This window comes from Novosphingobium flavum, assembly GCF_014230315.1.
Classification (GTDB): Bacteria; Pseudomonadota; Alphaproteobacteria; order Sphingomonadales; family Sphingomonadaceae; genus Novosphingobium; species Novosphingobium flavum.
Window position 1 is genome coordinate 232,509 of sequence record NZ_JACLAW010000005.1, and the last position, 25,546, is coordinate 258,054.

The 25,546-nt window shown below is 65.5% G+C and carries 24 protein-coding genes; 16 read left to right on the forward strand and 8 right to left on the reverse strand.

Translation table 11 applies throughout. The features are described 5' to 3' along the window. The first annotated feature begins 35 nt into the window (after positions 1 to 35). Positions 36 to 1,046, forward strand: coding sequence for a Rieske 2Fe-2S domain-containing protein (locus H7F51_RS08100; protein WP_185663736.1), 1,011 nt, complete (start codon positions 36 to 38; stop codon positions 1,044 to 1,046). Positions 1,047 to 1,060: 14 nt separating this feature from the next. Here H7F51_RS08100 and H7F51_RS08105 read toward each other — a convergent pair whose 3' ends face one another. The 4 genes from H7F51_RS08105 to H7F51_RS08120 are packed head-to-tail and all read right to left on the reverse strand — an operon-like array spanning position 1,061 to position 4,683. Then, on the reverse strand, positions 1,061 to 2,389 hold the full coding sequence (locus H7F51_RS08105; RefSeq protein ID WP_185663737.1) for a family 1 glycosylhydrolase: 1,329 nt from the start codon (positions 2,387 to 2,389) through the stop codon (positions 1,061 to 1,063). 32 nt (positions 2,390 to 2,421) lie between these two features. Further along, entirely contained in the window at positions 2,422 to 3,252 is an 831-nt protein-coding gene (locus tag H7F51_RS08110; RefSeq protein ID WP_185663738.1) for a 3-keto-disaccharide hydrolase, read from the reverse strand. A 17-nt stretch (positions 3,253 to 3,269) separates the two neighbouring features. Further along, entirely contained in the window at positions 3,270 to 3,647 is a 378-nt protein-coding gene (locus tag H7F51_RS08115) for a C-glycoside deglycosidase beta subunit domain-containing protein (protein WP_185663739.1), read from the reverse strand. Positions 3,648 to 3,660: 13 nt separating this feature from the next. Further along, positions 3,661 to 4,683 (reverse strand): sugar phosphate isomerase/epimerase family protein, encoded by a 1,023-nt coding sequence (locus H7F51_RS08120; RefSeq protein ID WP_185663740.1) that lies wholly within the window; start codon positions 4,681 to 4,683, stop codon positions 3,661 to 3,663. Between the two features lie 250 nt (positions 4,684 to 4,933). On the opposite strand from H7F51_RS08120, the gene H7F51_RS08125 reads away from it, so the two are divergent. The 3 genes from H7F51_RS08125 to H7F51_RS08135 are packed head-to-tail and all read left to right on the forward strand — an operon-like array spanning position 4,934 to position 7,759. Continuing rightward, a complete protein-coding gene (locus H7F51_RS08125) occupies positions 4,934 to 5,362 on the forward strand; it encodes a DoxX family protein (RefSeq protein ID WP_185663741.1) in 429 nt (142 codons plus the stop codon). Then, on the forward strand, positions 5,359 to 6,186 hold the full coding sequence (locus tag H7F51_RS08130; protein WP_185663742.1) for a nuclear transport factor 2 family protein: 828 nt from the start codon (positions 5,359 to 5,361) through the stop codon (positions 6,184 to 6,186). Before H7F51_RS08125 ends, H7F51_RS08130 begins: the two co-directional genes overlap by 4 nt. A 7-nt stretch (positions 6,187 to 6,193) precedes the next feature. After that, positions 6,194 to 7,759, forward strand: coding sequence for a carboxylesterase/lipase family protein (locus H7F51_RS08135; protein ID WP_185663743.1), 1,566 nt, complete (start codon positions 6,194 to 6,196; stop codon positions 7,757 to 7,759). Between the two features lie 52 nt (positions 7,760 to 7,811). Here the strand turns inward: H7F51_RS08135 and H7F51_RS08140 are convergent, their stop codons facing one another. The 4 genes from H7F51_RS08140 to H7F51_RS08155 form a co-directional block, all read right to left on the reverse strand. Further along, positions 7,812 to 8,756, reverse strand: a complete 945-nt coding sequence (locus H7F51_RS08140; protein ID WP_185663744.1) for a ThuA domain-containing protein — start codon at positions 8,754 to 8,756, stop codon at positions 7,812 to 7,814. A gap of 31 nt (positions 8,757 to 8,787) precedes the next feature. Beyond that, positions 8,788 to 10,104 (reverse strand): MFS transporter, encoded by a 1,317-nt coding sequence (locus H7F51_RS08145; RefSeq protein WP_185663745.1) that lies wholly within the window; start codon positions 10,102 to 10,104, stop codon positions 8,788 to 8,790. Between the two features lie 54 nt (positions 10,105 to 10,158). Continuing rightward, entirely contained in the window at positions 10,159 to 10,920 is a 762-nt protein-coding gene (locus H7F51_RS08150) for a TIM barrel protein (RefSeq protein ID WP_185663746.1), read from the reverse strand. Positions 10,921 to 11,023: 103 nt separating this feature from the next. Then, positions 11,024 to 11,971 carry a LysR family transcriptional regulator gene (locus tag H7F51_RS08155; protein WP_185663814.1) on the reverse strand — a complete coding sequence of 316 codons (948 nt, stop codon included), beginning with the start codon at positions 11,969 to 11,971 and terminating at the stop codon, positions 11,024 to 11,026. Between the two features lie 155 nt (positions 11,972 to 12,126). On the opposite strand from H7F51_RS08155, the gene H7F51_RS08160 reads away from it, so the two are divergent. The 12 genes from H7F51_RS08160 to H7F51_RS08215 all read left to right on the forward strand — a co-directional run bounded on the left by H7F51_RS08160 (position 12,127) and on the right by H7F51_RS08215 (position 25,502). Continuing rightward, a complete protein-coding gene (locus tag H7F51_RS08160; RefSeq protein ID WP_185663747.1) occupies positions 12,127 to 13,242 on the forward strand; it encodes an FAD-dependent oxidoreductase in 1,116 nt (371 codons plus the stop codon). An 11-nt stretch (positions 13,243 to 13,253) separates the two neighbouring features. Continuing rightward, positions 13,254 to 14,156: a VOC family protein gene (locus H7F51_RS08165; protein WP_185663748.1), complete on the forward strand. Its 903-nt coding sequence runs from the start codon at positions 13,254 to 13,256 to the stop codon at positions 14,154 to 14,156. A gap of 1 nt (position 14,157) precedes the next feature. Further along, positions 14,158 to 14,616, forward strand: coding sequence for a nuclear transport factor 2 family protein (locus H7F51_RS08170; protein ID WP_185663749.1), 459 nt, complete (start codon positions 14,158 to 14,160; stop codon positions 14,614 to 14,616). A gap of 8 nt (positions 14,617 to 14,624) precedes the next feature. Then, positions 14,625 to 15,782, forward strand: coding sequence for an alpha/beta hydrolase family protein (locus H7F51_RS08175; protein ID WP_185663750.1), 1,158 nt, complete (start codon positions 14,625 to 14,627; stop codon positions 15,780 to 15,782). Positions 15,783 to 15,906: 124 nt separating this feature from the next. Beyond that, on the forward strand, positions 15,907 to 18,228 hold the full coding sequence (locus H7F51_RS08180) for a TonB-dependent receptor (protein WP_185663751.1): 2,322 nt from the start codon (positions 15,907 to 15,909) through the stop codon (positions 18,226 to 18,228). Positions 18,229 to 18,298: 70 nt separating this feature from the next. Continuing rightward, complete coding sequence (locus H7F51_RS08185) at positions 18,299 to 18,925, forward strand: gluconate 2-dehydrogenase subunit 3 family protein (protein WP_343061251.1); 627 nt, start codon at positions 18,299 to 18,301, stop codon at positions 18,923 to 18,925. 16 nt (positions 18,926 to 18,941) lie between these two features. Next, positions 18,942 to 20,627 carry a GMC oxidoreductase gene (locus H7F51_RS08190; protein ID WP_185663753.1) on the forward strand — a complete coding sequence of 562 codons (1,686 nt, stop codon included), beginning with the start codon at positions 18,942 to 18,944 and terminating at the stop codon, positions 20,625 to 20,627. A gap of 1 nt (position 20,628) precedes the next feature. Further along, positions 20,629 to 22,056, forward strand: coding sequence for an MFS transporter (locus H7F51_RS08195; protein WP_185663754.1), 1,428 nt, complete (start codon positions 20,629 to 20,631; stop codon positions 22,054 to 22,056). Next, complete coding sequence (locus H7F51_RS08200) at positions 22,053 to 22,832, forward strand: cyclase family protein (protein WP_185663755.1); 780 nt, start codon at positions 22,053 to 22,055, stop codon at positions 22,830 to 22,832. Before H7F51_RS08195 ends, H7F51_RS08200 begins: the two co-directional genes overlap by 4 nt. A gap of 3 nt (positions 22,833 to 22,835) precedes the next feature. Next, on the forward strand, positions 22,836 to 23,801 hold the full coding sequence (locus H7F51_RS08205; RefSeq protein WP_185663756.1) for a fumarylacetoacetate hydrolase family protein: 966 nt from the start codon (positions 22,836 to 22,838) through the stop codon (positions 23,799 to 23,801). Positions 23,802 to 23,979: 178 nt separating this feature from the next. Continuing rightward, positions 23,980 to 24,486: an RNA polymerase sigma factor gene (locus H7F51_RS08210; RefSeq protein WP_185663757.1), complete on the forward strand. Its 507-nt coding sequence runs from the start codon at positions 23,980 to 23,982 to the stop codon at positions 24,484 to 24,486. Continuing rightward, entirely contained in the window at positions 24,486 to 25,502 is a 1,017-nt protein-coding gene (locus H7F51_RS08215; RefSeq protein ID WP_185663758.1) for a FecR family protein, read from the forward strand. Before H7F51_RS08210 ends, H7F51_RS08215 begins: the two co-directional genes overlap by 1 nt. The last annotated feature ends 44 nt before the right edge of the window (positions 25,503 to 25,546 follow it).

The following is a 25,546-nucleotide window of genomic DNA, read 5'->3' on the forward strand; positions in this document are numbered from 1 at the left end:
CATTGTCCGTGCCCTTCTTGCAAGGAGGCGAAACGGTGTCCGAATATGTCCGCAACGCATGGTACATGGCCGCATGGGCGGAGGAGGTGCCGCAAGGCGGCTTCCTCGCGCGCAAGCTGCTCGACAAGCCCTGGCTGATCTGGCGCGAAGGCGACGGCCGCTGGGTCATGGTGGCCGACCGCTGCCCGCACCGCTTCGTCCCGCTCAGCATGGGGCGCTTTGCCGACGGGCGGATAACCTGCGGCTATCATGGCCTTACCTTCGACGGCAGCGGCGCCTGCATCCACAACCCTTTCGGCAATCCCCTGCCGGCCACGGCCCGCCTCGGCATCTGCCCGGTGGTCGAGGCGCATGGCGGACTGTGGTTCTGGCCCGGTGACCCAGCCATGGCCGATCCGGCGCTCGTTCCCGACTTTTCCTTCATCGACGCGGGCCCGCCGGTCGGGCGCTCGCGCTATGTGATGGAGGTGAACTACGAGCTGATCGCCGACAACCTGCTCGATCTCAGCCACGCCGAATTCCTCCACGTCGAAAGCTTCGGCACCAACGGATCGCTGTTCAGCCACGGCAACCAGACGGTCGAAACCGATGCGACCGGCGCGATCTGGAACAAGTGGGATACCGCCGGCGCGCCGCCGCCGGGCTGGTCGATGCCGCTGGTGGGGGAAGGGCAGACGGTCGACCAGTCGCTCCACATGCGCTGGCATGCCCCGGCCAACCTTGCCCTGTTCATCCGCATGGCCCGGGCCGGAACGGGCGGACAGGACCTGATCATTCCGCCGATCGCCAACCCGCATATCCTGACCCCCGAAACGCAGGGCTCGACCCATTATTTCTTCACGCACGAGCCCGGTCCCGAGGCAGAAGCACTCGCCCGGCGGGTGTTCCTCGAAGAGGATGAGCCGATGATCTCGGCCCAGGCCGCCGCGATGGGCGAGACCGACTTCTGGGACATGCGCCCGCTGGTCCTTGCCTCGGATGCAGGCGCGATCCGGGCCCGGCGCAGGCTGATGCAGATGCGCCGCGCCGAGACTGGGGGCAAGTAAGGCTGGCGGGCGGATCAGCCCAGCGCGTTGGCGCGGGCGATCCGCCCCAGCAAATGGGCGCTGGGCTTGGGCGTGCGGGCAAAGGTCGCACGGTCGAGCGAGCACAGGCCGAAGTGGATGCGGTATCCGAACACCCACTCGAAATTGTCGACCAGCGACCAGTGGATGTAGCCCAGCACCGGCACGCCCTCGGCCATGGCCCGCTTCAGTTCGGCCAGGGCCTCCGGAATCAGCCACTGGCGGATCGTGTCGTCGTCCGTGCCGACGCCATGTTCGGTGACCAGCACCGGCCGGCCGGTCACGGCATGGGCATAGCGCACCACGCCCGCCAGCGAGGGCGGATAGACCTCCGCGCCCATCATATTGGTCCGCGCGCCGGGCGGGGGCGGGAGCTTGCCCTTGTCGGTCCAGACGCTGCGCTCGTAATTCTGCACGCCAACGAAATCGTCGCCGCGAACCGCGCGCAGCCAGGGGCCGTAATAGCGTTCGCGCTTGGCATCGCGCAGGCTGTTCCGTCCGACCGCCTGCTCGTCGAGCATGGCCAGGCTCACGCCGACCGGCAGGTCCGGGCGAACGGCCTTGATAGCGGCGCGGCCCAGCTTGTGGGCGCGCAGCAGCCCCGCCTGCGTTGCCGCAGGATCGCGGATCGAAAGGTTGTTGCCCGCCTCGAAGTGATCGACGCCCAAGGCGCGCGCGGCGGCGGCGGTCATGGCCTTGTCGGCCTCGAGCAGATTGCCGGGAAGAAGTTCCTGCAACACGCCCGCAAGATTCGGCTCGTTGAGCGTGAGCGCATAGGCGATCCCGGCCGCAAGGTGCCGCGCCGCGCGGTCGCAATAGCGGGCGAACAGTTCCGGCGCTTGCGGGTTGCTCCAGCCGCCGCGCGCGGCAAACCAGCGCGGGCAGGCAAAGTGGTTGAAAGTGACCACCGGATTGAGCCCGCGCGCCCGGCACCCCTCGATCATCGCCTTGTAGTGATCGAGCATGGCGAGCGAGAACTCGCTCGGTGCCGGCTCGATCCGCGCCCACTCGAGGCTGAAGCGATAGGTGTTGAGGCCGAGACTGCGCACGAGGTCCATGTCGGTCGGCCACAGGTTGAAGCTGTTGGCCGCATCCCCCGAGGGCTCGGCATAGACGGTCGGGGTAACATGCTCGGCAAACCAGACGTCGGAATTGACGTTCTGTCCTTCCACCTGATGCCCGGCCGTCGCCGCGCCCCAGAGGAAGCCTTGCGGAAAGCGCGGGTCGACCGGGGCCGGGCGGGCCATGCGGCGCGGCGCGGCTCCGGCCATGGCACCGATTCCGGTCAGGGCGCCGGCAGCGAGAAGGTTGCGACGATCGATCATGCCTCATTCCCCTTGGCACGTTCTCTGGGCATTCAGGCGCCCGAATTTATCCGTGCGATTTCATCTGATGAGAGGTTGCGGATCACCACGTTGCGAAACCGGATTTCGGCCGCCTCGAACTCAAGCGCAATGCGGCCCTTGTGTAAGGCGGTACCCGTTCGGTCGATCATCCCGAACAGGGTGTTGACGATCCGCCCGTTGACCAGTTGGGCGGCCTTGTCAGCGAAAGCGTACAGGTCGAGTGTGTTCCAACCATCCAGCCGTTCGAACTGACCGGAATGACGATGCCATTGCCGAGCGATGTCTCCCGCGATGACCGGTTCTTGATAGGTTCGCGGCAGAAAGGGCAGATAGTTGGGCCATAGGGGAGTTCCGCCCAGCAGTGGGCCCTGGAGCGCTCGCGTGTTGACCATGATCGCGTCACCGACGTCGCTTTCCTCGATCTGAAATTCGACACAGTCCGGAAAGAGGCGGTCACGTTCTGGCCTCATATGGAAAAGCAGGCCGCTGTTCCGGCGTTGAAGGGCCCTTGGAGCGAAGCGCCGCTCCCCCCAGCAGAATTCCAGCCGCAGGTGATAATCGCTATACTCGGCCTCTGTGGCGACATGGCCGAAGGTTGCTTTGTCAGGTCCGGCATAGTGGGGGCCGAGAAAGTGCAGCGTCCCCTTTTCGATCGAGACGACGTGGTGGGGATCACCACCTTCGGCGCCTTGTTGGAACATGGTCCAACCGGTGAGGTCTCGTCCGTTGAAGAGCGGACGCCAGCCTTGCTCCGATGCTGACGCCGCGACAGGCGGAAGATTGAGCCAGCCAGCCGCAAGGCCAGCCGTGCCCCCCTTCAGCACGTCGCGGCGATCAAACATTCTCAGCTCCCCGGTTTTCAGGCGGCCAGCGCCAGTTCCTTGGTGTCCTTCGTGGTCGGCACGAAGGGCAGGTAGGATACGCGATAGCGCACGGCGAAAGTGACCTCGTGGCCGCCCGCACCCAGACCGCCCGGCTTCAGTGCGCTGATCAGAGCCTTTTCGCCGAAGTTCCAGCGGTTGTCGTAAACCGTTTCCATTTCGTCGAGCGTGTAGGTCTTGCCGCGCACGGTGAAGCGTACGTCCTCGCGGGCAATGGTTTCGCCGTCCACGGTGATCTGGATGTCCTCGATCATGGAGAGGCCGAGGCCGCGATAGTAGGGAAGGCGGCCGAGGAAGGCGAAACCGCCTTCGACGTTGCGCAGGCTGCCTTCGACGATCATCTTGTTGTCCATCATGGCTCGGTACTCCTTAGGCCGCGACGGGCGTCTTGAGGGCAGGGACGGTTTCTTCGCCAAGCAGCTTGGCCAGCATGACCTGCTGACGGCGGACCTGTTCGACCGAATCCGGTTCTTCCACGTCCTCGATCCAGCGGTTGCCTTCGTATTCCGAGCAGATGTAGCCCTGATAGCCGCCCTTCTGCAGCACCTCGACGATCTTGTCGTAGGGGATGGACGGCTCAACACAGTCCTCGGTCATCTGGTAGAACTTGCCGTGGATGTTGTGGATGCGCGGCATGAATTCCAGCATACGCTTCGGCTCGAAGGCCGAGTTGTGGCGCAGGGCTTCGGCCATGGAGATCGCGGCCTTGTTTGCGCCCATCTGCATCGCGCCAAGAATCACGTATTCCGAAAGGACGCGGTCCTGATAGGCCTTCTCGATGTAGTCGGCGATTTCGGGCTGGGCGCCCTGGCGCAGGAAGCGCTCCTTCCACACCGGCGGATAGGCATGGAGGAACATCCCCATGTCGGGCAGGAAGCCGAGCGCGTCGGACCCGCTCTTTTCATAGGCTTCGGCGTGGCGGACGATCCACGGATGATCGAAGTGCAGCGGGGCGTGCACCTCGATCAGGATCTTGATGCCCTTTTCCTCGGCATAGGGCGCAGCCGCCACCAGCACGTCAGGCGAAATCGAGACAAGCGCGCGGATGAACTTCATACCGAGGCGGGCGCCGAAATCGATGTCGTTCTTCACGCTGGCGACTTGTTCTTCGAAGGCCATTTCGCGGCCCTTGTAGCGCTTGTAGTCCAGCATGAAGTCATGGCTGACCGGGGTGCAGTCATACTTGCCGATCAGGCTGTGCCAGTTGGCCACGTCGGCGTCGGCCGCGCCATATTCGGGCCAGCCCCAGAAGGTCTGCTCGCCGATGATCTCGATGCCCTTGGCGCCGAGTTCCGCGCTGGTGCGGATGCAGTCTTCCAGGGTCATCTTCCCCTGGAATGTCTCGTTTTGATAGGAATAGAGGCTGACGCCCCGTTTGATTGCACTGGCCATGAAAACCTCCGCAAGGTTGCTTGTTCAGGGGGCGGGGCGTGAGGTGAGGCAGGCCTGCGCCGCGATTGCGGCGGGGCCTGCGTTCAGACTCTCTCCCCTGGGGCCTGGGCCCTAATTGGAACGGATATTCGTATAAATCGGCCCATCCGTCAAGCCGCGATTGTGGTGCCTTGATCGAAATTTAGAATCAATATATTTCTTCTGAAAAATACGGTCAGGTTGGCAGGCCGGGTGAAATGGGGAGATCGCCGTGGGCAGTTCGGCAGAAGGGCGCGGGAGCCGCGTGGCGCAAGGATTGTGCCGCGCCAGTCTGTTCGTGGCCGCGCTGATGCTGGCAGCAATTTTCGGCTTCGTCGGCTGGAACAAGGCCTTCGCGCCGCTCGCTGAACTGGCCCGCCACGGCGCCTGGACGGTGCATTTGCCCGCGGCGCTGGGAAGGGCGGTCGGGTGGAGCGAACTGGTCTGCGCTCTCGCTCTGCTGGGCGCGGTGCTTCCGGCCGGCTTGTGCTGGTGCCGGTCGGCGGCGCTGGTCCTCATCGCCAATCAGCTGATTGCCGCCGCCGTCCACACGGTGCGCGGCGAGACTGCGGCCTTGCCGCAGAACGGCGTGCTGATCGCGCTGCTTCTGTTGGTCGCGGCGCTCGCTCACGGCATCTTACAAAGGGAGAGAGAAATATGAAGCAGGTGCTTGCATTCACGGCATTATTGGCCATCGCCGTTCCGGCCGCCGCAGCTACGAAGGGAGGCGGAACCGAGGTGTCGTCGCTCAAGGCAGAGATCGCCGAATTGCGAACGCTGGCCCGCGCGAGCCGGGACCGGGGCGAGATCGAGAATCTGTTCTCGCGCTACATGTACCTGCACAACGCTTTCCATGATCCCGAGATCGTCCCGCTCTGGGCGAAGAAGGGCACGCCGGGAATCCGCGCGCAATACAGCAACAACGGGGTTTACACGTCGTGGGAGTCGATCACGGCCTACCACGCCCAGCGGCCCAACCCGAAGGGCAAGCTGGTGTTCCACTATGTCGCCTCGCCGCTGATAGAGGTCGCGGCCGATGGGCAGACGGCCAAGGGCCTATGGGTCATGTCTGGAGTGGAATCGGGCCTGACCGATCCCGAAGCCGCCAAGCTCGCGCCAGAATTCATGTACGTGAAGGACGTCATGGTCGATGGCAAGCGGGTGTGGATGCACGAGATCCTCGCCAAGTACGGGGTCGATTTCATCCGTCAGGACGGCCAGTGGAAGATCTGGCACTTCCACTGCTACGAGATCGCCCGGAGTCCGCTCGGCATGGGCTGGATTCCCTTCGCCGCCAAGTCGCAGGACAACCCTTTCAGCGATGATCTCATGTACTTCGGCGAGGACGGCAAGCCGGTGCTGATGCCGAAGCCCGACGGGCCGGCGAAAATGCGCAACAATCCCTATCGCACCGATACCGGCCAGACCCTCGATGCCCCGCCGCCGGTGCCCTATCGCACCATGTCCGAAACCTTCGAGTACTGAGCGCGCCATGGTTCACATCAGTCATTGCCTCGCGCTCGCCCTCGCCGTTTCGGCGGGCGCTGCGCTCGCCGATCCGGTTGCGCAGACCGAGGCCGGATCAGTCCGCGGGATCGAGCGAGGCGCCGTCCAGGCCTTCCTCGGCATTCCTTATGCCGCCCCGCCCACGGGGCAGCGCCGCTGGCGAGAGCCCTTGCCAGTCAGTCCGTGGCAGGGCCATCGCGATGCCACCCGTCCCGGTCCGGCCTGCTATCAGGCGCTAGCCGGGGCATGGGGTCCTTACACGGCGGAATTCGTGGCCGGTGCGCCGATCAGCGAGGACTGCCTGACGCTCAACATCTGGAAGCCCGCCGGGGGCCGGCGCGGCCTGCCGGTGCTGGTCTTTATCCATGGCGGAGCGTTTCAGGGCGGGGCCGGGAGTCTGCCGGTCTATGACGGGTCGGGCCTTGCCGCGCGGGGCGCCGTGGTCATCACGATCAATTACCGGGTGGGGGTGTTCGGCTTTCTCGCCCATCCGGGACTTACCGCCGAATCTCCTCTCAAGACCTCGGGCAACTACGGCCTGCTCGATCAGATCGCTGCCCTGCGCTGGGTGAGGGACAATGCCGCCGGCTTCGGCGGCAACCCGGCGAACGTCACCGTATCGGGTGAATCCGCCGGCGCCGCCTCGGTCAACGACCTGCTCGTCTCGCCCTTGGCGAAGGGCCTGTTCGCCCGTGCGATCTCGTTCAGCGGCGCCAGCATGGCGATCGATGCGCCGAATCGGATCGTGGGCGAGAGCGATGGCGCGGCGCTGGGAAAACGTCTCGATGCGCCTTCGGTCGAGGTCTTGCGAGCCGCCTCGGCCGACCGGCTGGTAGAGGCAACCCGGATGGGGCCGGCCGAGGGTGGGGGCGTCCCCCGCTTCGTCTACGTGCCCCATGTCGATGGCGTGGTCCTGCCCCACGATCCGAGCGATGCGGCGGGGCGGGTGGTCTCTGCCGTGCCGTTGCTGACGGGTTACAATGCGGCAGAGATGATCGACCTGTCCGTACGCACTCCCGCCGATTTTGAACGTGCGGTGCGCGGCCGATATGGTGCCTTTGCAGACCGTTTGCAGGCGCTTTATCCGCACGCGACGGAGGACGAGGTGTCCAGGTCGAACGTCCTGATTAGCCGGGATCGCTACATGGCCGGCCTGATCCTGTGGTCGCGCGCGCGAACGGCGGCCTCCGGCCAGCCGGTCCATACTTATCTTTACGACCATCCCTATCCGCCGGCCCGCGGCGGCAAGGCATGGGGCGCGTTCCACTCCTCGGGCCTGCCCTACGTGTTCGGTGCGCTGGGCCACGGCGACCGGGTGTTCACCGCGGCCGACCACGCCGTTTCACGGCAATGGCAGGATATTGTCCTCGCCTTCATGCGCACCGGAAATCCGTCGCTCAAAGCGCGTGCGTGGCCCAAGATCGGGGCCACAACGGTGAACGCGATGGTAATCGGCGATCGGCCTGGGATGCGGCCTGCGGTATCCTCGCCCGCGCGCTTCGAGGCCTTTCGCGCCTATGCGGCCGCCGGAGGAAAGCTGGGGCTCAACTGATTCATCAGGTTCGTTGCGGAGGGCACCCTAAAAGGTGCCCTCCGCAACGAATTTACTTCGTGGGATAGTCCTTCGCCTCTTCCAGCACAGGCAAGGTGACCGCACCCGTCGCCGCCCATTCGGTGCCGCGCAGGATCAGGGTCTGCAGCGGCTGGAAGTGCAGGCTGACCTCGTCGTGCCCGAGGGTGATCGAGAACACCCGGCCCTTGCCATAGTCCGCGGTCCAGACCTGCGGATGGTCCGCATCCATGCCCTTCATCGCCTTTAGCTTCTCGGGTGTGTAGGCCGCCACCGGATACTTGGGCCCGGTCAGCTTCGGGTCGTAGCTTGCTGAAGAGTCGCGTGCTGTCGCGAGGACATGAATCCGGGCCTCCGGATCGAAGGCCATGTTGGTGTACATATCGTCGTTGTAGGTCCAGACGAACTCGCGCATCCCCGCCGTGATCGGGTGTGAGCGATCCACGATATGCACCGGAAAGGCCCCCGGCGGCGCGCGGCGGCTGGACCCCGGCTCCATCGCCGCACCGATCAGCCGCTTGTATTCCGGCACGTCGCGTCCCCAAGTGAACGACGAGTGATAGGCAACCAGCCCGCCGCCTTCTCGCACATACTGGTACAGCGCCTTGAAGGCTTCGTCAGACCAGAGGTGCTGGGCAGGATCGGCATAGTTCCAGCGGCTGGAGTAGTTGAGCAGCACCACGTCGTAGCCCTTGAGCGTGGCAAGGTCGCCGTGGTCGAAGTCTTCGGTAACCCGCACATCGAACCGCTTCGTGTCCTGCATCAGGGTGCGGAGCATGTTGTTCACGCCGGTCCAGTCGTGCTCATAGGAGTTCTGGCCGGAGATGATCAGCACCTTGATGCGCTGTTCCTTTGGATTCACCGGGATGCCAACACGCTGCACGGTCTCGGGCGGGCGATAGTCTATGGTGACGATGACCTGCGCGGCGGCGGGCATCGCTACGGCGCCCAGCAACAGGGCAAGCGCATTCGCTTTCATCGTTCTCTCTCCCTTGGGTTCTTGTGGTTTTTCAGGCTGCTGCCGGCACGGGCGCCGGGCGGCGCAGGGTGGGCCAGGCCAGCACGATCACGGTCTGCAGCGTGAGCAGCACGACGGCGCTGCCATAATAGGCCCAGCGGATCGCTTCCCGCGCCGTTTCGGAATTGGCGCCGGGGGTATAGTCGACCGCGCCGAGGAGCCAGGCGAACCCTGCCGTGCCAACCGCCATGCCGACCTTGGTCGACAGGCTGACCCCGGCCGAGAGCAGGCCCTCGCGGCGCACGCCAAATTGGGCCTCGTGGTGATCGACCGTCTCGGCAATCATCGTGAAAGCAGCCGTGATGGTGATCGAGGTGGCAAGGCAGGCGAGGAAATAGAGCGCCAGGAACAGGGCGGTGTTGTTCTCGGCCAGCGGCAGCAGCCCGAACAGGGCGGCGGCGACAGCCAGCACCGCTGTGCTACCGGCCCTGAGCCCGGTCCGCGCAAGGATCGGCGGCGCCACAAAGGAAGACAGCAACAACATCCCCGAAACCGCCGGAAGCATGACCGAGATCATCCAAGGCCGCCCAAGCACCTCGATCGCGAAATATGTAGTGGCCGACATCATCAGGCCGAACCGGATGAAATAGGTCAGGCAGAAGCCGAAGCAGACCAGCCAGGCCCGGTTTCCCAGCATCTGCCGCACGGCGGGCAGGATGGCGAAGCGGGGGCTGGCGTGATCCTCGAAACGCTCGCGGCAAAAGTGGAAGAGCGCCGCCGTGGCCGTCAGCCCGACCACCGCGAACAGGGCGGCCACGGCCTGGAACCCGTGCCTGAGGTCGCCCCCGCCGAAGAGCCCGACCAGCGGCATGGTCGCCGCCGTGCCCAGCACGACCGACACCGAAGTGCCCACCGAGCGCATCCCTCCCAGCTTCAGGCGCTCGTGCCGGTCATTGGTCATCATCGGCATCAGGGCGGTATAGGGAATGGCCTGAGACGACATCAGCAGGCCGAGCGCCTTGAAGGTGACGAATGCAAAAACCAGCTGCGCACCCTGCGACCATCCCGCCGGGACCGAAAAGACCAGCACGGTGACCACCGCATAGGGTAGCGCGGTGATCAGGAACCAGGGACGGGTGCGGCCCCACCGGCTGTGCGTCCGATCCACGGCGATGCCGACGAGAATGTCGATGATCGCATCGAGCAGGCGCGCCACTAGAAACACCGTGCCGACAGCCGCCGCCGGCAGGCGGACCACGTCGGTATAGTAATAGAGCAGGAAGCCGCTCGCCATGTTGTAGGCGAGGCTGGTGCCAAGATCGCCGAAGCCGTAGCTCAGGCGTTCGGCAAAAGGCAGTCTGGCGGCCAATGGTGGTCTGTTCTGGGCCACGGCAACTCTCCCGGTTGCGGGTCGGCGCGGGGCCTAGAGCCCCAGCGCCTCCCGAGCCTTGGCATGGGACTGGTCGATCGGCAGGGTCGGGAAGTATTCCAGCCCTATTCCGCCCTGATAGCCGAGATCGCGCAGGGTCTGCATGACGCGCGGCCAATCGAGCGTTCCGGTGCCTGGCTCGTTGCGTTCGTCCATGTCGGCGACCTGAACGTGTGCGACGAGATGGATGCGGCCGGTCAGCACCTCCGCCATGTCTTCGCCCATGACCGCGCTGTGCCAGACGTCGTAGAGCAGGCGCAGGTTGGGGCTTGCCACCGCATCGATGAGGTCGAGCCCCAGCTTGGTGCTGACAAGGTACATCGCCGAGAACAGGCGGGTGTTGAGCGGTTCGAGCAGCAGGGTCACGTCGGCTTGCTCGGCGAGAGCGGCGGCCTCCTTCAGCGCGGCGACGGCGTTGGCAAAATGCTCTTCCTCGCTCATGCCCTCGACCCGGAAGCCCGAAGCTACGATCAGCGGCGGCTTGCCGAGGCTTGCGGTTGCCGCGATCGTCTCCTGTACGGCCGCCGCCAATTCACGGCGCTCTGCCGGATCAACGATGGAGCGGCGCGGATCGACGCAGACCCCGGTCAGGGCCAGCCCCGTCTCGTCCAGCGCGGCGGCGATGCCGGCCATGTCCTTGTCGCGCCAGAGATGGAATTCGGCAGCGGTAAATCCCGCGCGCGCGGCGGCCCGCACGCGGTCCGCAAGATTGGGGTATTCGGCAAAATGCCACTCGATGCAGGGTGCCAGGAACACGTCAGTCTCCCAAATGGCGGCCCCGCGGCCCGGCTCCTTTGCGAGATCCCGGCCCGTATGCCTGGCGACTTGGCGTGTCGCTACTTTATTAGAACAATCATTCTCATTGTGAGGTTGCTTCGTCAAGGGGGAATCCGGCCGGTGCGTCATTGGCGCGAATGACGCGATCGATTTGCTGCAGGAGCCAGTTGAGACCGGCATCGTCCGTCCGCGCGCGGTGAAACTGGACCATCTCGCGCATCGGCGGGAAGGCAAACGGCAGCGGCACGATGGCGATGTCGGTCCGCCGCGCAGCCAGGCGGGCCAGGCGTTCGTGCATGATCCCCAGCCGGAAAGTGCCCACCAGCAGGTCGGGCACCATGGCGAAGGAGGGGACGATCACTTCCTCGCGCCGGGTAATCCCCAGCGCGCGCAACTGCGCCTCGGCAAAGGTCAGGCGCGTGATTCGTCCGACCCGCACCGAGACATGCCCGGCCGCCGCAAAAGCCTCGGCGGTGAGCGGGCGCTGGACGAGAGGGTTGTCCTTCCATCCGGCGACGACGTGCTGTTCCTCCAGCAGCAACCTTGACGGGTTTTGCGGGGAAATGAACTCCTGCGGGATCATCAGCAGGTCGATCTCGCCACGATCGAGCAGGTCTGCCGAATTGTCGTCGGGCGAGACGATCTCCAGTTCGATGCCTGGCGCCGCCGCAGCAACGGCTATGGTCAGCGGGCGCAGCACCACGTTGGCGAGATAGTCCGACATGGAAACGCGGAACCGGCGGTGCGTGGCTGCAGGATCGAACAGGGCTGGCTGGCTGGCGAAGGCGTCGATCCCGGCCAGCAGTTCCGCCAGTTGCGGCCGCAGGCGCAGGGCATAGGGAGTGAGCATCAGGCGCTTGCCATGCTGGATCAGCAGCGGATCGCCGAACCAGCCGCGCAGGCGCCGCAAGGCCGCGCTTGCAGCCGGCTGGCTGAGATGCAGGCGCTTGGCCGCGCGCGTGACGCTGGCTTCCTCGAGCAACGCGTCGAGCGCGACCAGCAGATTGAGGTCCAGTCCCTTGAAGTGCATGTTCCATTTGTCCTGTGAATGGAAAACCATACAAACAAATCATTCGGATAATTGCAACCCGCGTTCTAATTCTGCCTGCGACGATCGAGCGGACAATGTGTCTGCCGCACATGGGAGAAACGCGCAGCGGGCTTTGCGCCGCGCGCGACAGAACGATGAACGATCTCGATATTCTCATTATCGGCGCCGGCATCGGCGGGCTTTCTGCGGCCATCGCGCTCAGGCGCAAGGGCCATTTGGTTACCCTGATCGAGCGCGATCCGCAGTGGTCGGTCTATGGCGTGGGCATCATCCAGCAGTCGAACGTGGTCCGGGCGATGGACCAACTCGGCGTGCTCGATGCCTTCCTTGATGCGGCCTGCGGATTCGACGCGGTGGAAGTCTTCGCGCCCGACGGTACGAAGGTCGCCCGCATTCCCACGCCGCGGCTGGTCGAGGGCAAGCCCGCCAACGTTGGCATCGGCCGCCGCGCGCTGCAAAAGGTGCTGGGCGACAGGGCCAAGGCGCTGGGCGCTGAACTTCGGCTCGGCCTGACGGTCGCCGGTCTCGACGATGACGGCACCAAGGTCCGCGCGCGCTTTTCCGACGGCACCGAGGGCGCATACGATGCCGTGATCGGCGCCGACGGGGTCTATTCGCAGACCCGCGACATGATCCTGCCCGAGGCGGAGCGGCCCGAGTTCACCGGCCAGTCGGTGTGGCGCTACAACTTTCCGCGCAGCCCCGGCCTTGATGCCTTGCAGGTCTACAATGGTCCCACCGGGGCCGGCCTTGTCCCGATGAGCGCTGACCTGATGTACATGTACGTTACCACGCCCGAGCTGGGGAACCCCAAGTACCCGACGGAAGGCCTTGCCGCCGCCATGCGGGGCAAGCTGGCGAACTGCGCCCCGGCGATCCGCGATCTGGGCGAGCAGATCACCGACGATGCCGGCGTGGTCTATCGTCCGCTCGAAGGGATGCTGGTCGAAGGACCGTGGAACAAGGGCCGGATCGGTCTGCTCGGCGACGCGGTTCACGCCACCACCCCGCACCTGGGGCAAGGCGCGGGCATGGCGATCGAGGACGCTATCGTGCTGGCCGAGGAGATCGAGCAGGCAGAGAGCGTCGAGCAGGCGCTCGCAGCCTACCGCGACCGGCGGTTCGAGCGCTGCGCCTACATTGTCCGCGCCAGCCTCGCGATCTGCAACGGCCAGATCGGCAAGGGCCCGCCGGTCGATAATCACAAGGCCACCGCGGAAATGTTCGCGGTCGTCTCGCAGCCGATTTGAAGGACAGATCCATGACCCGCGTTACCGAAATCCGCTATGTCGGCTACGGCGTTGCCGACCTCGATGCCGAGAAGGCATTCTACGCCGATGTCTGGGGGCTCGATTCGGTCCCGTCGGACGACGGCATGGCCTGGTTCAAGACCCCGGGTCACGACGAGCACCATGTGGTGCGGCTGCGGCAGGCGCCTGAAAATCGTATCGACGTGATCGCGCTGGCGACCGATAGCCGTGCCGATGTCGATGCCCTCTGCGCCAAGGTCGCAGCTGCCGGCTGCCGGATCGTCAATCAGCCCCATGAACTGACCTCGCCGGGCGGCGGCTACGGCTTCCGTTTCTTCTCGCCCGACGGGCTCGAACTCGAAATCTCCGCCGATGTCGCGCGCGGCCCAAGCCGCGAACTGGTCCACTGGGAAGGGGTCCCGGTCAAGATCAGCCATATTGTGCTGCACTCGCCCAACCATCATGCGCTGGTGGAATTCTTCACCGATGTGCTGGGCTTCAAGGTGTCGGACTGGCTGGGGGACTTCATGTGCTTCCTGCGCTGCAACTCGGCGCACCACCGTTTCGCGATCCTGCCCGGACCGCCGTGCCTCAACCACGTCGCCTACGACATGTTGTCCGTCGACGACATGATGCGCGGGGCGCACCGCCTCAAGCTCAAGGGCGTGGACATCGGCTGGGGGCCGGGCCGGCACACGGCGGGCAACAACACCTTCTCCTATTTCGTTACGCCGGGAGGCTTCGTCACCGAATATACTTCGGAGCTGGAAGTGGTGGACTTCGAGACGCGCGAGCCCACCGTCTACACCCCCGCGCCGATGGTCATGGACCAGTGGGGCATCGGCGTTGGCGGACCACAGACCCTGCCGCATCCCCATGCCAATCCCGGCCTGTTCCAGGCGGCGGAAGCCTGACATGCGTCGGCAGGCCGGTCTTGCCCTTGTCGTGGCGGCGATCGTCGCCGGCAGCGGGCCCGTATCGGCCCGCCCGGCGCCTTCGCTGACCGAGCGCAACCGTGCCGTGGTCAAGGACTTCGCGCATCGCTTCTACGATCTCAAGGATGTGCGGGGCGCCTTCGAAGCGCACGTCGCGCGCGGATACGTGCAGCATAATCCGAATATCGCGGATGGCCGCGAAGCGGCCGTCAAGGCGCTGGGGCCGATCTTTTCCGCACCCGGCTCGGTGTTCGAGATCAAGCGGATCGTGGTCGATGGCGACACGGCCGTGATTCATCTCCGCGGGCGGTCCGGCGCGGAAGGTCAGGGCGGTTCGGTCGCTGACATCTATCGCCTCCAGGGCGGGAAGATCGTCGAGCACTGGGACGTGCTGCAGCCGATCCAGCCAACCACCATCAATCCACACCCCTATTTCTGACGGTACCCATGGCCCTGTTCGAATACTTCCCCAACTACATCTGGAACCTATCGGTCGCCATCGCGCTGGAGAGCGGGGCGCAGATCGGCGAAATCGTCGACATGTGCCAGCCGATCCGCGACGCGGCGGCCTCGGGCGCCGATGCCGGTACGCCGCAGTTCATGAAACAATGGGCCGCGATGGGCGAAAAGCTGATCGAACTGGCCGTTGAGGACGAGGCGAGGGGCCGCGCCTTCAGCGCCTCGAACAAGCTGGAGCGCGCCTCGCTCTACCTGATCACCGCCGAACGGATGCAGGGCCACGGCCACCCCGGCCGCAAGGAAACCTACGCCAAGGCGCTCGCCGCCTTCGAACGCTCGGCCCGCCTCGGCCAGATCAACCGCCAGCGGGTCGAGATCCCGCTCGAGACCGGTACGATGCCCGCGCTTTACACGCGCGCAGCCGGGCCGGGGCCGCATCCGGTCGTGGTCTACTGCAACGGCCTCGATAGCTGCAAGGAACTGCTCTTCTGGTCGCGTCTGCCCGAGGCGCTGGCCCGGCGCGGCATTTCCACCCTCTGCGTCGACCAGCCCGGCTCGGGCGAAGCGCTGCGCCTCCAGGGCCTGCCGGTCGATCCACATTCCGAAAGCTGGGCCTCGAAGGCGGTCGACTGGCTTGAACGGCAGTCCGACGTCGATCCCAAGCGCATCGGTATGACCGGCATTTCGCTCGGCGGTCATTTTGCGCCGCGCGCCGTCGCCTACGAGCCGCGCTTCGCCTCGGGCGCGGTCTGGGGCGCCAACCACAATTGGCGTGAAGTGCAGGACAAGCGGATGAAGCGCGAGGGTGAAAACCCCGTGCCGCACTACTGGGCCCACGTGATGTGGGCCTTCGGCGCCAGGGACATGGACGAGTTTCTCGCCAAGTCGGAAGACATGAACCTCAACGGGCACATGGACCGGATCACCGTGCCGTTCCTCGTTACGCACGGGGCACAGGATCGCCAGATCAGCGTCTCTTACGCCGATGACCTCTACGACCAGCTCGTCAACTCACCCCGCCGCGAGAAGGTGATCTTCACCGCTCGCGAGGGCGGGGTCGAGCACGTTGGCGCCGACAACATGGCCTACGGCCGCGACTGCATCGCCGACTGGTTTGCAGAGACGCTCCAAGGGCAGACCGCCTGACAGGCCAAAAATGGAACCCGAGGAACTAGAATGATAGTTCTTGACAGGGGCTCCTGATATTATAAAACTTAAATTCTAATTTGTGGACTCGGCAAGAGCCCACCATCTCGGGAGGTGTTTGAAGATGGCTATTCGCAAGATTGCGTTCGGCTTGCTGTGCGGCGCGGGATCGCTGGCATTGGCGACGCCCGCATTCGCTCAGGCGGCGGCAGCGGATGAACGGCTGGACGAGGAAATCGTCGTCACCGCGCAGAACCGGGCGGAAAACGTCCAGGACGTGCCCATCGCCATCGCCGTCGTTTCCGGCGAAACGATGCGTGACAAGGGCGTGACCGACTTCTCGTCGCTGATGAAGATTTCGCCCTCGGTGCAGATCACGCAGGACACGACGAACGTTAAGGTCTCGGTCCGCGGCGTCGGCACCAGCAGCATCGGCGAGGCGCAGGACCAGTCGATCGCGGTCAACATCGATGGCGAATATATCAACCGCCCGACCATCCTGAACGCGGCCACGTTCGATCTTGAGCGCGTTGAGGTGCTACGCGGTCCGCAGGGCACGCTCTATGGTCGTAACTCGACCGGCGGCGCGGTTAACTTCATCAGCCGCAAGCCGGGCAAGGATTTCGGCGTCAATGCGTCGGCGACCTATGGCAACTACAATCTTGTCACGCTCGAAGGCGGCGTCGACGTTCCGCTCGGGGATATCGGCGGAATCCGTGTCGCCGGCATCTATACCGACCGAGACGGGTACAACTTCCATCCCAACACGGTTCCGACCCAGCTCGGTGGGTACGTCACCCGCCAGGGCAATCGCAGCGGCGACGATCACCGCTGGGGCGTGCGCGCCAGCCTGCGCCTCAATCCGACTGAAAATCTCACGGTCGACGCGGCTTACGAACACATCGAGACCGATATCATCCCGGCCTCGCAGGCCTATGTCGACCTGACCCAGGCGGCGAACGGTCCCGGCGCGACCTGCGCGCTCAACGGCTGGAAGGAAGTCGGCCCCGGCACGCCGGGCGTGCAGTGCGTCCCCGCGAACACGAACTTCCTCGCGAACATCGATCGCGGCTCTTACAATCAGGTCCTCACCGGGCTCAGCACCTTCAAGCAGACCAGCGATGCCGTCCGCGGGCGCATCGCCTACGACCTGGGCGCCGCGACCTTCACGTATACCGGCGGCTACCGCAAGACCAATGCCACCGGCGTCAACACGCTCAGCCCGGCCTATGCCTTCACCAACTTCGGCAGCCCGGTCGAAACGCAGAGCCACGAACTGCGCCTCAACGGCGTGACCAGCGGCATCACCTGGCAGACAGGGGCGTTCTTCTTCAAGGAGAAGCTCAACACCAACGGCGGCCTCTACATTCCGTTCATCGGCGCCAACGGCGGCTATGTGAACTACTTCCGCCATCCCACGACGTCGAAGAACTGGTCGGTCTTTGGCCAGGTCGAAGTGCCGCTGGGCGAGAAGATCACCGCTGTCTTCGGCGGTCGCTACACCGACGATACCCGTTCGGGCACCTGGACCAATTACGCCTTCGCGTTCAATTCCGGTCCGATCGAGTTGACCAACCAGGCCACGCTGCCGCTGGTCAACCTCACTTACAAGGGCAACAAGTTCAACTGGCTTGCTGGCCTCAACTACAAGCCCAACAGCGACACCCTGGTCTATGCCAAGGTCTCGACCGGCTACAAGGCGGGCGGCTTCGACGGCACCGGTACGACTTTCCGGCCGGAAACCAACACCGCCTACGAAGTGGGCACGAAGCTGAATTTCGGCCCCGGCGGCCACAACATCTTCAACCTGTCCGGCTTCTATTACGACTACAAGGACCTGCAGAACGACGTCCTGCTCAATCCGTCGGTCGGCGGGCAGACCTTCAACGCGGGCAAGGCGGTGATCTGGGGTGTCGAGGCCGAGACGGTGATCCGCCTTTCGCCGAACGATACCTTCACGGCCAACGTGAATTACCTGCATGCCGAATACAAGGATTTCACCGCCACTTACAACGTGTTCGATCCGGCGGTGCCCACCCGCACAGGCCTCGATCTCGTGACCTATCCGGGCGACATCGCCAACCTTTCCGGCAATGCCATTCCGCAGGCGCCGCGCTGGGTGATCTCGGTCGGCTATGACCACGTATTCGATCTGGGCGGCGCGGGCACCGTGACGGCCAGCGCGTCGACGCGGTTCAAGAGCAAGTACTTCACTGATATCTTCAACTACCGCGACATGCAGGAAAAGGCCTTCACCCAGTCCGACGCCAGCCTGACCTGGAAGCCGGTGGGCAAGCGCTACTCGGTCCAGGCCTACGTCCAGAACATAGAGAACTATCGTCCGGTGCTCTATGCGGCCTACACCGCTGCCAACACCGACGATATCATCAACTGGCAGTTCGGCGCGCCGCGCACTTACGGCATCCGCGTGTCCGCCGACTTCTGAGCCGCCTGAAGGAGGGAGCGGGCCTGTAGCGCCCGCCCCCTTCGATCATACCTGCCTAAGGATTATTTGCGTGACCGGCACTGCAAGCCCCAGCTGGAACCGCCGCGATTTCCTTGGCGTTGCTGCCCTCGTCGCGCTCGCGGCGGGGTTGCCCGCCGCCGCCGTGCGCCTTTCCGAGCTGCCTGACGACGAGGCGCCGAGCGAGGCGCTGCGCGCCCTGTTGCGCGAGGTCAGTCAGCTGGTCCTGCCCCGCACCGGCACCCCCGGCGCGGGTGAGGTCGGCACCGGTGATTTCGTGCTGCTTGCTCTTGCCCATGGCCTCGAGGGCGCACGCGCGCCGAATGCAGGGGCGGCCTTGCCGGCATTCGCTAGCTTTGCCCGTCCCGATGGCTCGCTGCGCCACGCAGATTGGCTGGAGCATGAGCTGAATCGCCGCGCCGGCGGCAATTTCCTCGCCGCGCCCGGCCGAGCGTCCCTGCTCGCCGCGCTTGATGTCGAGGCCTTCGCCGAAGGCGTGGGGGCGCACCCGTGGCGCACGATCAAGGCGCTTATCCTCACTGGCTACTACACGTCCGAAACCGGCGGAGCGCAGGAACTGCGCTACGAACTCGTCCCCGGCCGCTGGGACGCGGACCTGCCCGCAACCCCCGCCACGGTCGCCTACTCGAGCGACTGGACCGCAGTCGATTTCGGCTGAACCGAAAGGCATTACGATGGATTTCGACGCGATTGTCGTCGGCTCGGGCATCACCGGCGGGTGGTCGGCCAAGGAACTGACCGAGGCCGGGCTCAAGGTCCTGATGATCGAGCGCGGACGCGAAATCCGCCACCAGCAGGACTATGCGACCGAAACCAAGGCGCCGTGGGAGATGCCGTTCCGTGGGATCGGCGACGCCGCGCTCTATGACCGCGAATATCCGGTCCAGAAGCTCAACCGCCACTTTACCGAATTCACCCAGAACCACTTCGTGAACGACGCCGAGAACCCCTATGCCAAGGGGCCGGGCACCGAGTTCACGTGGTTTCGCTCCTACCAGCTCGGCGGCCGCTCTCTCACCTGGGGGCGGCAGGCCTACCGCTGGTCGGACTACGATTTCGGCGCCAATGCGCGTGACGGGCACGGCACCGACTGGCCGATCCGCTACGCCGACCTTGCCCCGTGGTATGACAAGGTCGAGCAGTTCATCGGCGTCTCGGGCCAGAACGAAGGCCTGGCTCAGTTGCCCGATGGGAAGTTCCAGCCGCCGATGGCGATGAACGCGGTCGAGCAGCACCTGCGCGCGGCGATCCGCGAGCGCTGGCCCGAACGCTGCCTGACCATCGGCCGCACCGCCAATCTGACCCAGGCCAAGCTGGAGGAAGGCCGCGCTCCTTGCCAGTACCGCTCGATCTGCGCGCGCGGCTGCTCCTACGGCGCCTATTTCTCCACCCAGTCGTCCACCCTGCCGGCGGCGCAGAAGACCGGGCGGCTGACGGTCATCACCGATGCCGTGGTCGAGGGGCTGGACCATGATCCTGCCACCGGGCGGATCACCGGCGTGCGCTGGATCGAGACGAAAACCAAACAGCGCCGCCGCGCCACCAGCCGGATCGTGTTTCTCAATGCAGGCGCCTTCAACTCGGTCCAGGTCCTGCTCAATTCGGTGAGCGAAGCCATGCCCGGCGGGCTCGCCAATTCGAGCGGCGTGCTTGGTACGCATATCATGGACCATGCCAACACGCTGTCCGCGATGGCCCTGATGCCGGGGTTCGAGGGGCACACCAGCTTCGGTAACCGGCCCACCGGGGTGATCCTCGCCCGCTATCGCAACATGGAGACGATGGACGGGGCCGGGCACAGCCGCGGCTTCTCATTCCAGGGCGGGGCGCTGCAAAGCAATTGGGGCGCGGGCAAGCGCGAGGCCGGGATCGGGGCGGACTACAAGGAAAAGCTGCGCCATCCGGGGATGTGGCGTGTGGTTCTCGTCGGCTTTGCCGACTGCGTCCCGCGCCCTACCAACCGCCTGACGCTCGACCGATCCCGCACCGACGCCAATGGCCTGCCCGTGCTCAAGGTGGACTTCGCTTTTGGCAAAGAGGAGCACGCGGCCCTCGCACAGGCCAAGGCCGATGCGACCGAGATGCTCACCGCAGCCGGTGGCAAGGTCCTGATGGGCTCCGACAGTCCGGGCCCGGGCGGCACCGCGATCCACGAGATGGGCGGCGCGCGCATGGGGCTCGATCCGGCCACTTCGGTACTCAACAAGTGGAGCCAGGCCCACGATGTGGCCAACCTGTTCGTCACCGATGGCGCGCAGATGAGTTCGTCGGCTTGTCAGAATCCCTCGCTGACCTACATGGCCCTGACCGCGCGGGCCTGCGACGCGGCGGTTTCGATGCTGCGCGAGGGCCGGATCTGACGTGGCCGACCCGCAAAGTCTTTCTCCCAGGCAGAGGCAGCTCGCGCTCCTCACGCTCATCGTCGCGCTCGTTCTGGAAATCGTCGACCTGACGATCGTCAACACGGCGCTGCCCGCCATCCGTACCGGGATCGGGGTCGATGCGCTGGAATCGCAGTGGATCGTCGCGGGCTATTCTCTGGCCTTCGCGCTGCTGCTGATGGCCGGCGGCCGGCTGGGTGACAGTTATGGCTACCGCCGCCTTTTCCTGATCGGGGTGACCGGATTCACGCTCGCGTCGGTTGCTTGCGGGCTGGCGCGCAGCGGCGACGAGCTGGTGATCGCCCGCCTGCTGCAGGGGGCGACCGGCGCTCTCATGGCGCCGCAGTCGATGGCCTTGCTCCAGGTCCTGTTCGAGCCTCTTGAACGGGTGGCGAAGCTGGCCCTGTTTGGGGTGATCGGCGGGCTGGCCGCGATCGCGGGGCCCATATTGGGCGGTCTGCTGATCGAGGCAGACCTGTTCGGCCTTGGCTGGCGGCTGGTGTTCCTGATCAATCTGCCCGTGGGCATCGCCGCCCTTGCGGCCGGGCGCGCGTTCCTCCCCCCGGTCCGGTCCGGGCGGCACGTCGGTTACGACGGGATGGGAATGCTCTGGTTCGCCGCCGCCGTCGGAACGCTTCTCTGGCCGCTGATGGACGCGGAAGGGCAGGGCGCCCATGCCTGGGACCTCTTGCCGCTGGTGGCCGTGGTGCCGCTCGCCATGCTCGGCTGGAGGCACGTCCGGGCGCGGATGATCGCGGGCAGGCCCGCGCTGTTCGATCCCGCCCTGTTCGGCATCGCTACGTTCCGGCTCGGTCTCGGAATGGCCGTTGCATTCAATGCTGCGAGTGCCGGTTTCCTTCTCGTCTTCGCCTTTGCGCTTCAGGCCGAGCGGGGCCAGTCGGCCCTCGTGACCGGTCTGCTGCATATGCCGTTCGGACTTGGCGCGATGTTTGGGATCGGTGTCGTAAGTCGCCGCCTCCTGCCGGTCCTCGGCCGCTGGGTGCCGCTGTGGGGCGCCTTGCTCATGGCGGGCGGCGCGGTCCAGGTGCTCTTTGCCATTGCGTTCGGCTGGCCGCTCAGCGCCATCGTGCCGGGGATGGTGGTCGCCGGGATCGGCATGGGCATGGCGGCGGGCTGCACCGGGCCGATCGCGGTTGCCCAGGTTGACCGCGATCATGCCGGCTCCGCCTCGGGCCTGCTCAAGACCTGCATGCAGCTCGGATCCGCGCTCGGCGTGGCGCTGGTCGGCAGCCTCTATTTCAGCTGGGCCCCGGTGCTGGGCGGGGCGCCCGCCGTGGCCTCGGCCCTTGGCATCGCGGTCCTGCTCGGCCTCTGCGCGGCGTTGGCGTTTCGCCTTCCGGGCACTATTTTCTCAATGCCCCCAACCGAAGAGCCAGCCATCCCATGACACGCCGCTTCATCGACCTCTCGATCACGTTGTGCAACGATGTGGTGTCCGATCCGCCGTTCCTCAAGCCGGAGATCACGTACCAGACCCACGGCGAGACCATGCCGGAACTGGCGCACTTCTTTCCCGGGGTCACGGCCGAGCAGACACCCGACGCAGCCGGCTTCGCGGCGGCCGAATGGGTCAAGCTTACCACGCACAGCGGCACGCATCTTGATGCGCCCTGGCATTTCCATCCCACGCAGGATGGCGGCGCGGCGGCCCTGACGATCGACCAGATCCCGCTCGAATGGTGCTTCCAGCCCGGCGTAAAGCTCGATTTCCGCCACTTCGCCGATGGCTACGTGGTCACAGCGCAGGACGTGGAGGACGAACTGAAGCGCATTGGGCACGATCTTCAGCCGTTTGACATCGTGCTGGTCAACACGGCTGCCGGCAAGGCGCTGGGTGATCCCGACTATGTCAGCCGCGGCTGCGGCATGGGATACGAGGCGACGATGTATCTCACCAGCCGGGGTGTGCGGGTGACCGGAACCGACGCCTGGTCATGGGATGCGCCCTTCGTCCATACCGCCAAGAAATTCGCGGAAACCGGCGATGCTTCGCTGATCTGGGAAGGGCACAAGGCTGGGCGCGAGATTGGTTATTGCCACCTTGAGAAGCTGCATAACCTCGAAGTGCTGCCGGGCGACGGCTTCACCGTTTCCTGTTTTCCCCACAAGATCAAGGGCGCCTCGGCGGGTTGGACCCGCGCCGTGGCGATCTTCGAGGACTGATCGGTGCGCGTTGCGACCCGGGCGAACGGAACGCCCGACGGCGAACTGGTTCTCGTTTCAAGTGACGGGAAACGCTGCATTTCTGCAGGGGATGCAGCCCCGAACCTGCTTTCCGCAATGGACAATTGGGACGAATTTGCAACGGCACTGCAAGGACACTGCAACCGCCTTGCGGCGGGTGAAGGCGAGGAACTGGATGCCGCCGCCCTCCGGTCTCCGCTGCCGCGCTCGTGGCAGTGGCTGGATGGGTCGGCTTTCCACAACCATGGCGAGCTGATGCAGATCGCGTTTCACCTGCCGCCGATCGCAACCGACCGCCCGCTGATGTATCAGGGGCAGTCCGACCGGTTCTACGGACCGGGCGATGACATCCCCTTCGTCTCCGAAGCCGACGGGATCGATTTCGAGGGGGAGTTCGGGGTGATCGTCGACGCGGTGCCGATGGGGGTGAGCCCGGCGGAAGCGGAGCGGCACATCCGGCTCATCGTCCAGATCAACGACTGGTCGCTGCGGGCCATCGCTCCGATCGAGATGAAGACCGGCTTCGGCTGGGTTCAGGCCAAGCCGCCGTGCAGTGCCGCGCCCTTCGCGGCAACGCCCGATGAACTGGGCGAGGGCTGGCGCGATGGGCGGGTGTGCCTCGATCTTCTCGTCGAGTGGAACGGCCAGCGCTTTGGCCAGGTGAATGGCGGGGAGATGGCCTTTTCCTTCCCCGAGCTGATCGCTCATGCCGCGCGAACCCGCGACCTGGTGGCGGGGACCATCATCGGGTCCGGCACCGTTTCCAACCGCGACTATGCGGTGCGCGGCTCGGCCTGCATATCGGAGCGCCGGGCGATCGAGATCATCGCCGGGGGCGCACCGGCCACGCCGTTCATGGCCTTCGGGGACCGGGTGCGGATGGTGGGTCGGGCCGATGACGGCACTGAACCGTTCGGTGCCATCGCGCAGCGGGTGGTGAAGGCGTAAGCATTGTCCGCCGGGGAGGGCGGGGGCTGAGCGTGAGCGGCAATTGCGCAGATTTGTGACGGGCCTGGCCGCTTCGATGGGGCATCGCGGAAGAACTGTGCTAAAAATTTGCAGCTGGGGGTGAGGGGTTTTCGCATCGGGCACTCTTGCAATCAGGTGGCTAGGTGCGTTCGGCGAGATGACTTCACGGCAAACTCCTAAGAAGCGGGACGAGGGCGAAGGCATCGAAAGCTTCGCCCCGGCGCTTCGGCGGTATTTTTCCAAGCGGGCGCCGGCCGCCGACGTCGAGGATTTCGTCCAGGAAGTCTTCGTGCGGATGCAGAGCCGGCGCAGCGAAATCGGCATCGAGAACCTGCAGGGCTATCTCTTCACGGTCGCGGCCAACGTGCTGAAGGGGGCGCGCAGCAGCCCCCATATCCTGCCATCGAACGGTGAGGATTCCGGGGAGTACAGTGACGGGCTGACGCCGGAACGGATCGTCATCGCCCGGTTCGACGCGGCGCGGCTGGTCGAGGCGATCGAGAACCTGTCGCCGCGAACGCGGGAAATTTTCGTGGCCCACCGCTTCGAGGACATGACCTACGGCGCGATCGCGTCGCTTTACGGCATTTCGGTCAGCGCGGTCGAAAAGCACATCATGGCGGCCTTGCGCAGCCTTTCCGCCACGATCGGCAGGGGGGAGTGATGGAACGCCGCGCTCCTATCCTGCCCGATCCGGCCGAGGACGCTGCGCGCTGGTTCGCGCGCGATCGCTCGGGCGACATGAGTGAGGCCCAGCAGCAGGCGTTCGAGCAGTGGCTCGATGCCGATCCGGCGCATCGCTCCGCTTACGAACAGTGCTGCGCGACCTGGGAGGCGCTCGACAGCGTGCGCACCAATCCGGCGATCCTGCGGATGCGCGAGCAGGTGCGCAGCCGCCGCCGGTGGGTGTGGATGGGCATTGGCGGGCTGGGGCTGGCCGCATCGGTGGCGGCCGCGCTGCTCATGCCGGCGCTGTTCGACAGCCCCAGGCCGGCGCGCCTGGCCGATGCCGGGGGGCAGGATCATTCGACCAGCCTGTCGACCGGGGTTGGCGAGGTTTCCCGCCTGACGCTGTCCGACGGTTCGAAAGTGGTGCTCGACGCGCAATCGGTGATCGCGCTGCGCTTCGGCAAGGACCAGCGCTACATCGTGCTCGAGCGCGGGCGGGCCTTCTTCGAGGTGGCGCATGAAGCGCGCCCGTTCATCGTGGCCCAGGGCGGTATGACGGTCCGCGCCACGGGAACCCGGTTCGTGGTGGACCGCGAAGGGGCCACGGCCAAGGTCGCGATGATCGAGGGTAGTGTGGTCGTGGCGGCCCTGCCGAGCCCTGCGCTGCCGCAGGCCCCCCGGCAAGCGCCCGTCAGCCTGACCGCCGGGCGCGGCCTGACCGACGACGGCAAGGGACACTGGACGCTCATCAAGACCGACTTCGCCGCCGAGGAGGGGTGGATGAACGGCCGCCTGATCTTCGAACAGGAACGGATCGGGCGGATTGCCGAACTGGTGAACCGTTACAGCCGGCAGAAGATCGTGATCTCCGGCGCGGGTCTGGCCGACGACCGCCTCAGCGCGGCCTTGCGCGCCGGCGATGCGGAGACGTTCGTATCGGCCCTGGTGGACCTCAAGATGGCAAGGGTGGCGTCGCGGGACCGTGATGCGATCGTGCTGACCAGTCCCTAGGCGAATATATTTTCGCCGCGCCCTGAGGGGAAGGCGCGATGGCC

Bases quoted from the DNA above. Each gene is read 5' to 3' on its own strand.
- H7F51_RS08105 (WP_185663737.1), bottom strand. From the start codon at position 2,389: ATGATCGATCGTCGCAACCTTCTCGCTGCCGGCGCCCTGACCGGAATC.
- H7F51_RS08110 (WP_185663738.1), bottom strand. From the start codon at position 3,252: ATGTTTGATCGCCGCGACGTGCTGAAGGGGGGCACGGCTGGCCTTGCG.
- H7F51_RS08115 (WP_185663739.1), bottom strand. From the start codon at position 3,647: ATGATGGACAACAAGATGATCGTCGAAGGCAGCCTGCGCAACGTCGAA.
- H7F51_RS08120 (WP_185663740.1), bottom strand. From the start codon at position 4,683: ATGGCCAGTGCAATCAAACGGGGCGTCAGCCTCTATTCCTATCAAAAC.
- H7F51_RS08130 (WP_185663742.1), top strand. From the start codon at position 5,359: ATGAAGCAGGTGCTTGCATTCACGGCATTATTGGCCATCGCCGTTCCG.
- H7F51_RS08135 (WP_185663743.1), top strand. From the start codon at position 6,194: ATGGTTCACATCAGTCATTGCCTCGCGCTCGCCCTCGCCGTTTCGGCG.
- H7F51_RS08140 (WP_185663744.1), bottom strand. From the start codon at position 8,756: ATGAAAGCGAATGCGCTTGCCCTGTTGCTGGGCGCCGTAGCGATGCCC.
- H7F51_RS08155 (WP_185663814.1), bottom strand. From the start codon at position 11,971: ATGCACTTCAAGGGACTGGACCTCAATCTGCTGGTCGCGCTCGACGCG.
- H7F51_RS08160 (WP_185663747.1), top strand. From the start codon at position 12,127: ATGAACGATCTCGATATTCTCATTATCGGCGCCGGCATCGGCGGGCTT.
- H7F51_RS08165 (WP_185663748.1), top strand. From the start codon at position 13,254: ATGACCCGCGTTACCGAAATCCGCTATGTCGGCTACGGCGTTGCCGAC.
- H7F51_RS08170 (WP_185663749.1), top strand. From the start codon at position 14,158: ATGCGTCGGCAGGCCGGTCTTGCCCTTGTCGTGGCGGCGATCGTCGCC.
- H7F51_RS08175 (WP_185663750.1), top strand. From the start codon at position 14,625: ATGGCCCTGTTCGAATACTTCCCCAACTACATCTGGAACCTATCGGTC.
- H7F51_RS08180 (WP_185663751.1), top strand. From the start codon at position 15,907: ATGGCTATTCGCAAGATTGCGTTCGGCTTGCTGTGCGGCGCGGGATCG.
- H7F51_RS08190 (WP_185663753.1), top strand. From the start codon at position 18,942: ATGGATTTCGACGCGATTGTCGTCGGCTCGGGCATCACCGGCGGGTGG.
- H7F51_RS08200 (WP_185663755.1), top strand. From the start codon at position 22,053: ATGACACGCCGCTTCATCGACCTCTCGATCACGTTGTGCAACGATGTG.
- H7F51_RS08210 (WP_185663757.1), top strand. From the start codon at position 23,980: ATGACTTCACGGCAAACTCCTAAGAAGCGGGACGAGGGCGAAGGCATC.
- H7F51_RS08215 (WP_185663758.1), top strand. From the start codon at position 24,486: ATGGAACGCCGCGCTCCTATCCTGCCCGATCCGGCCGAGGACGCTGCG.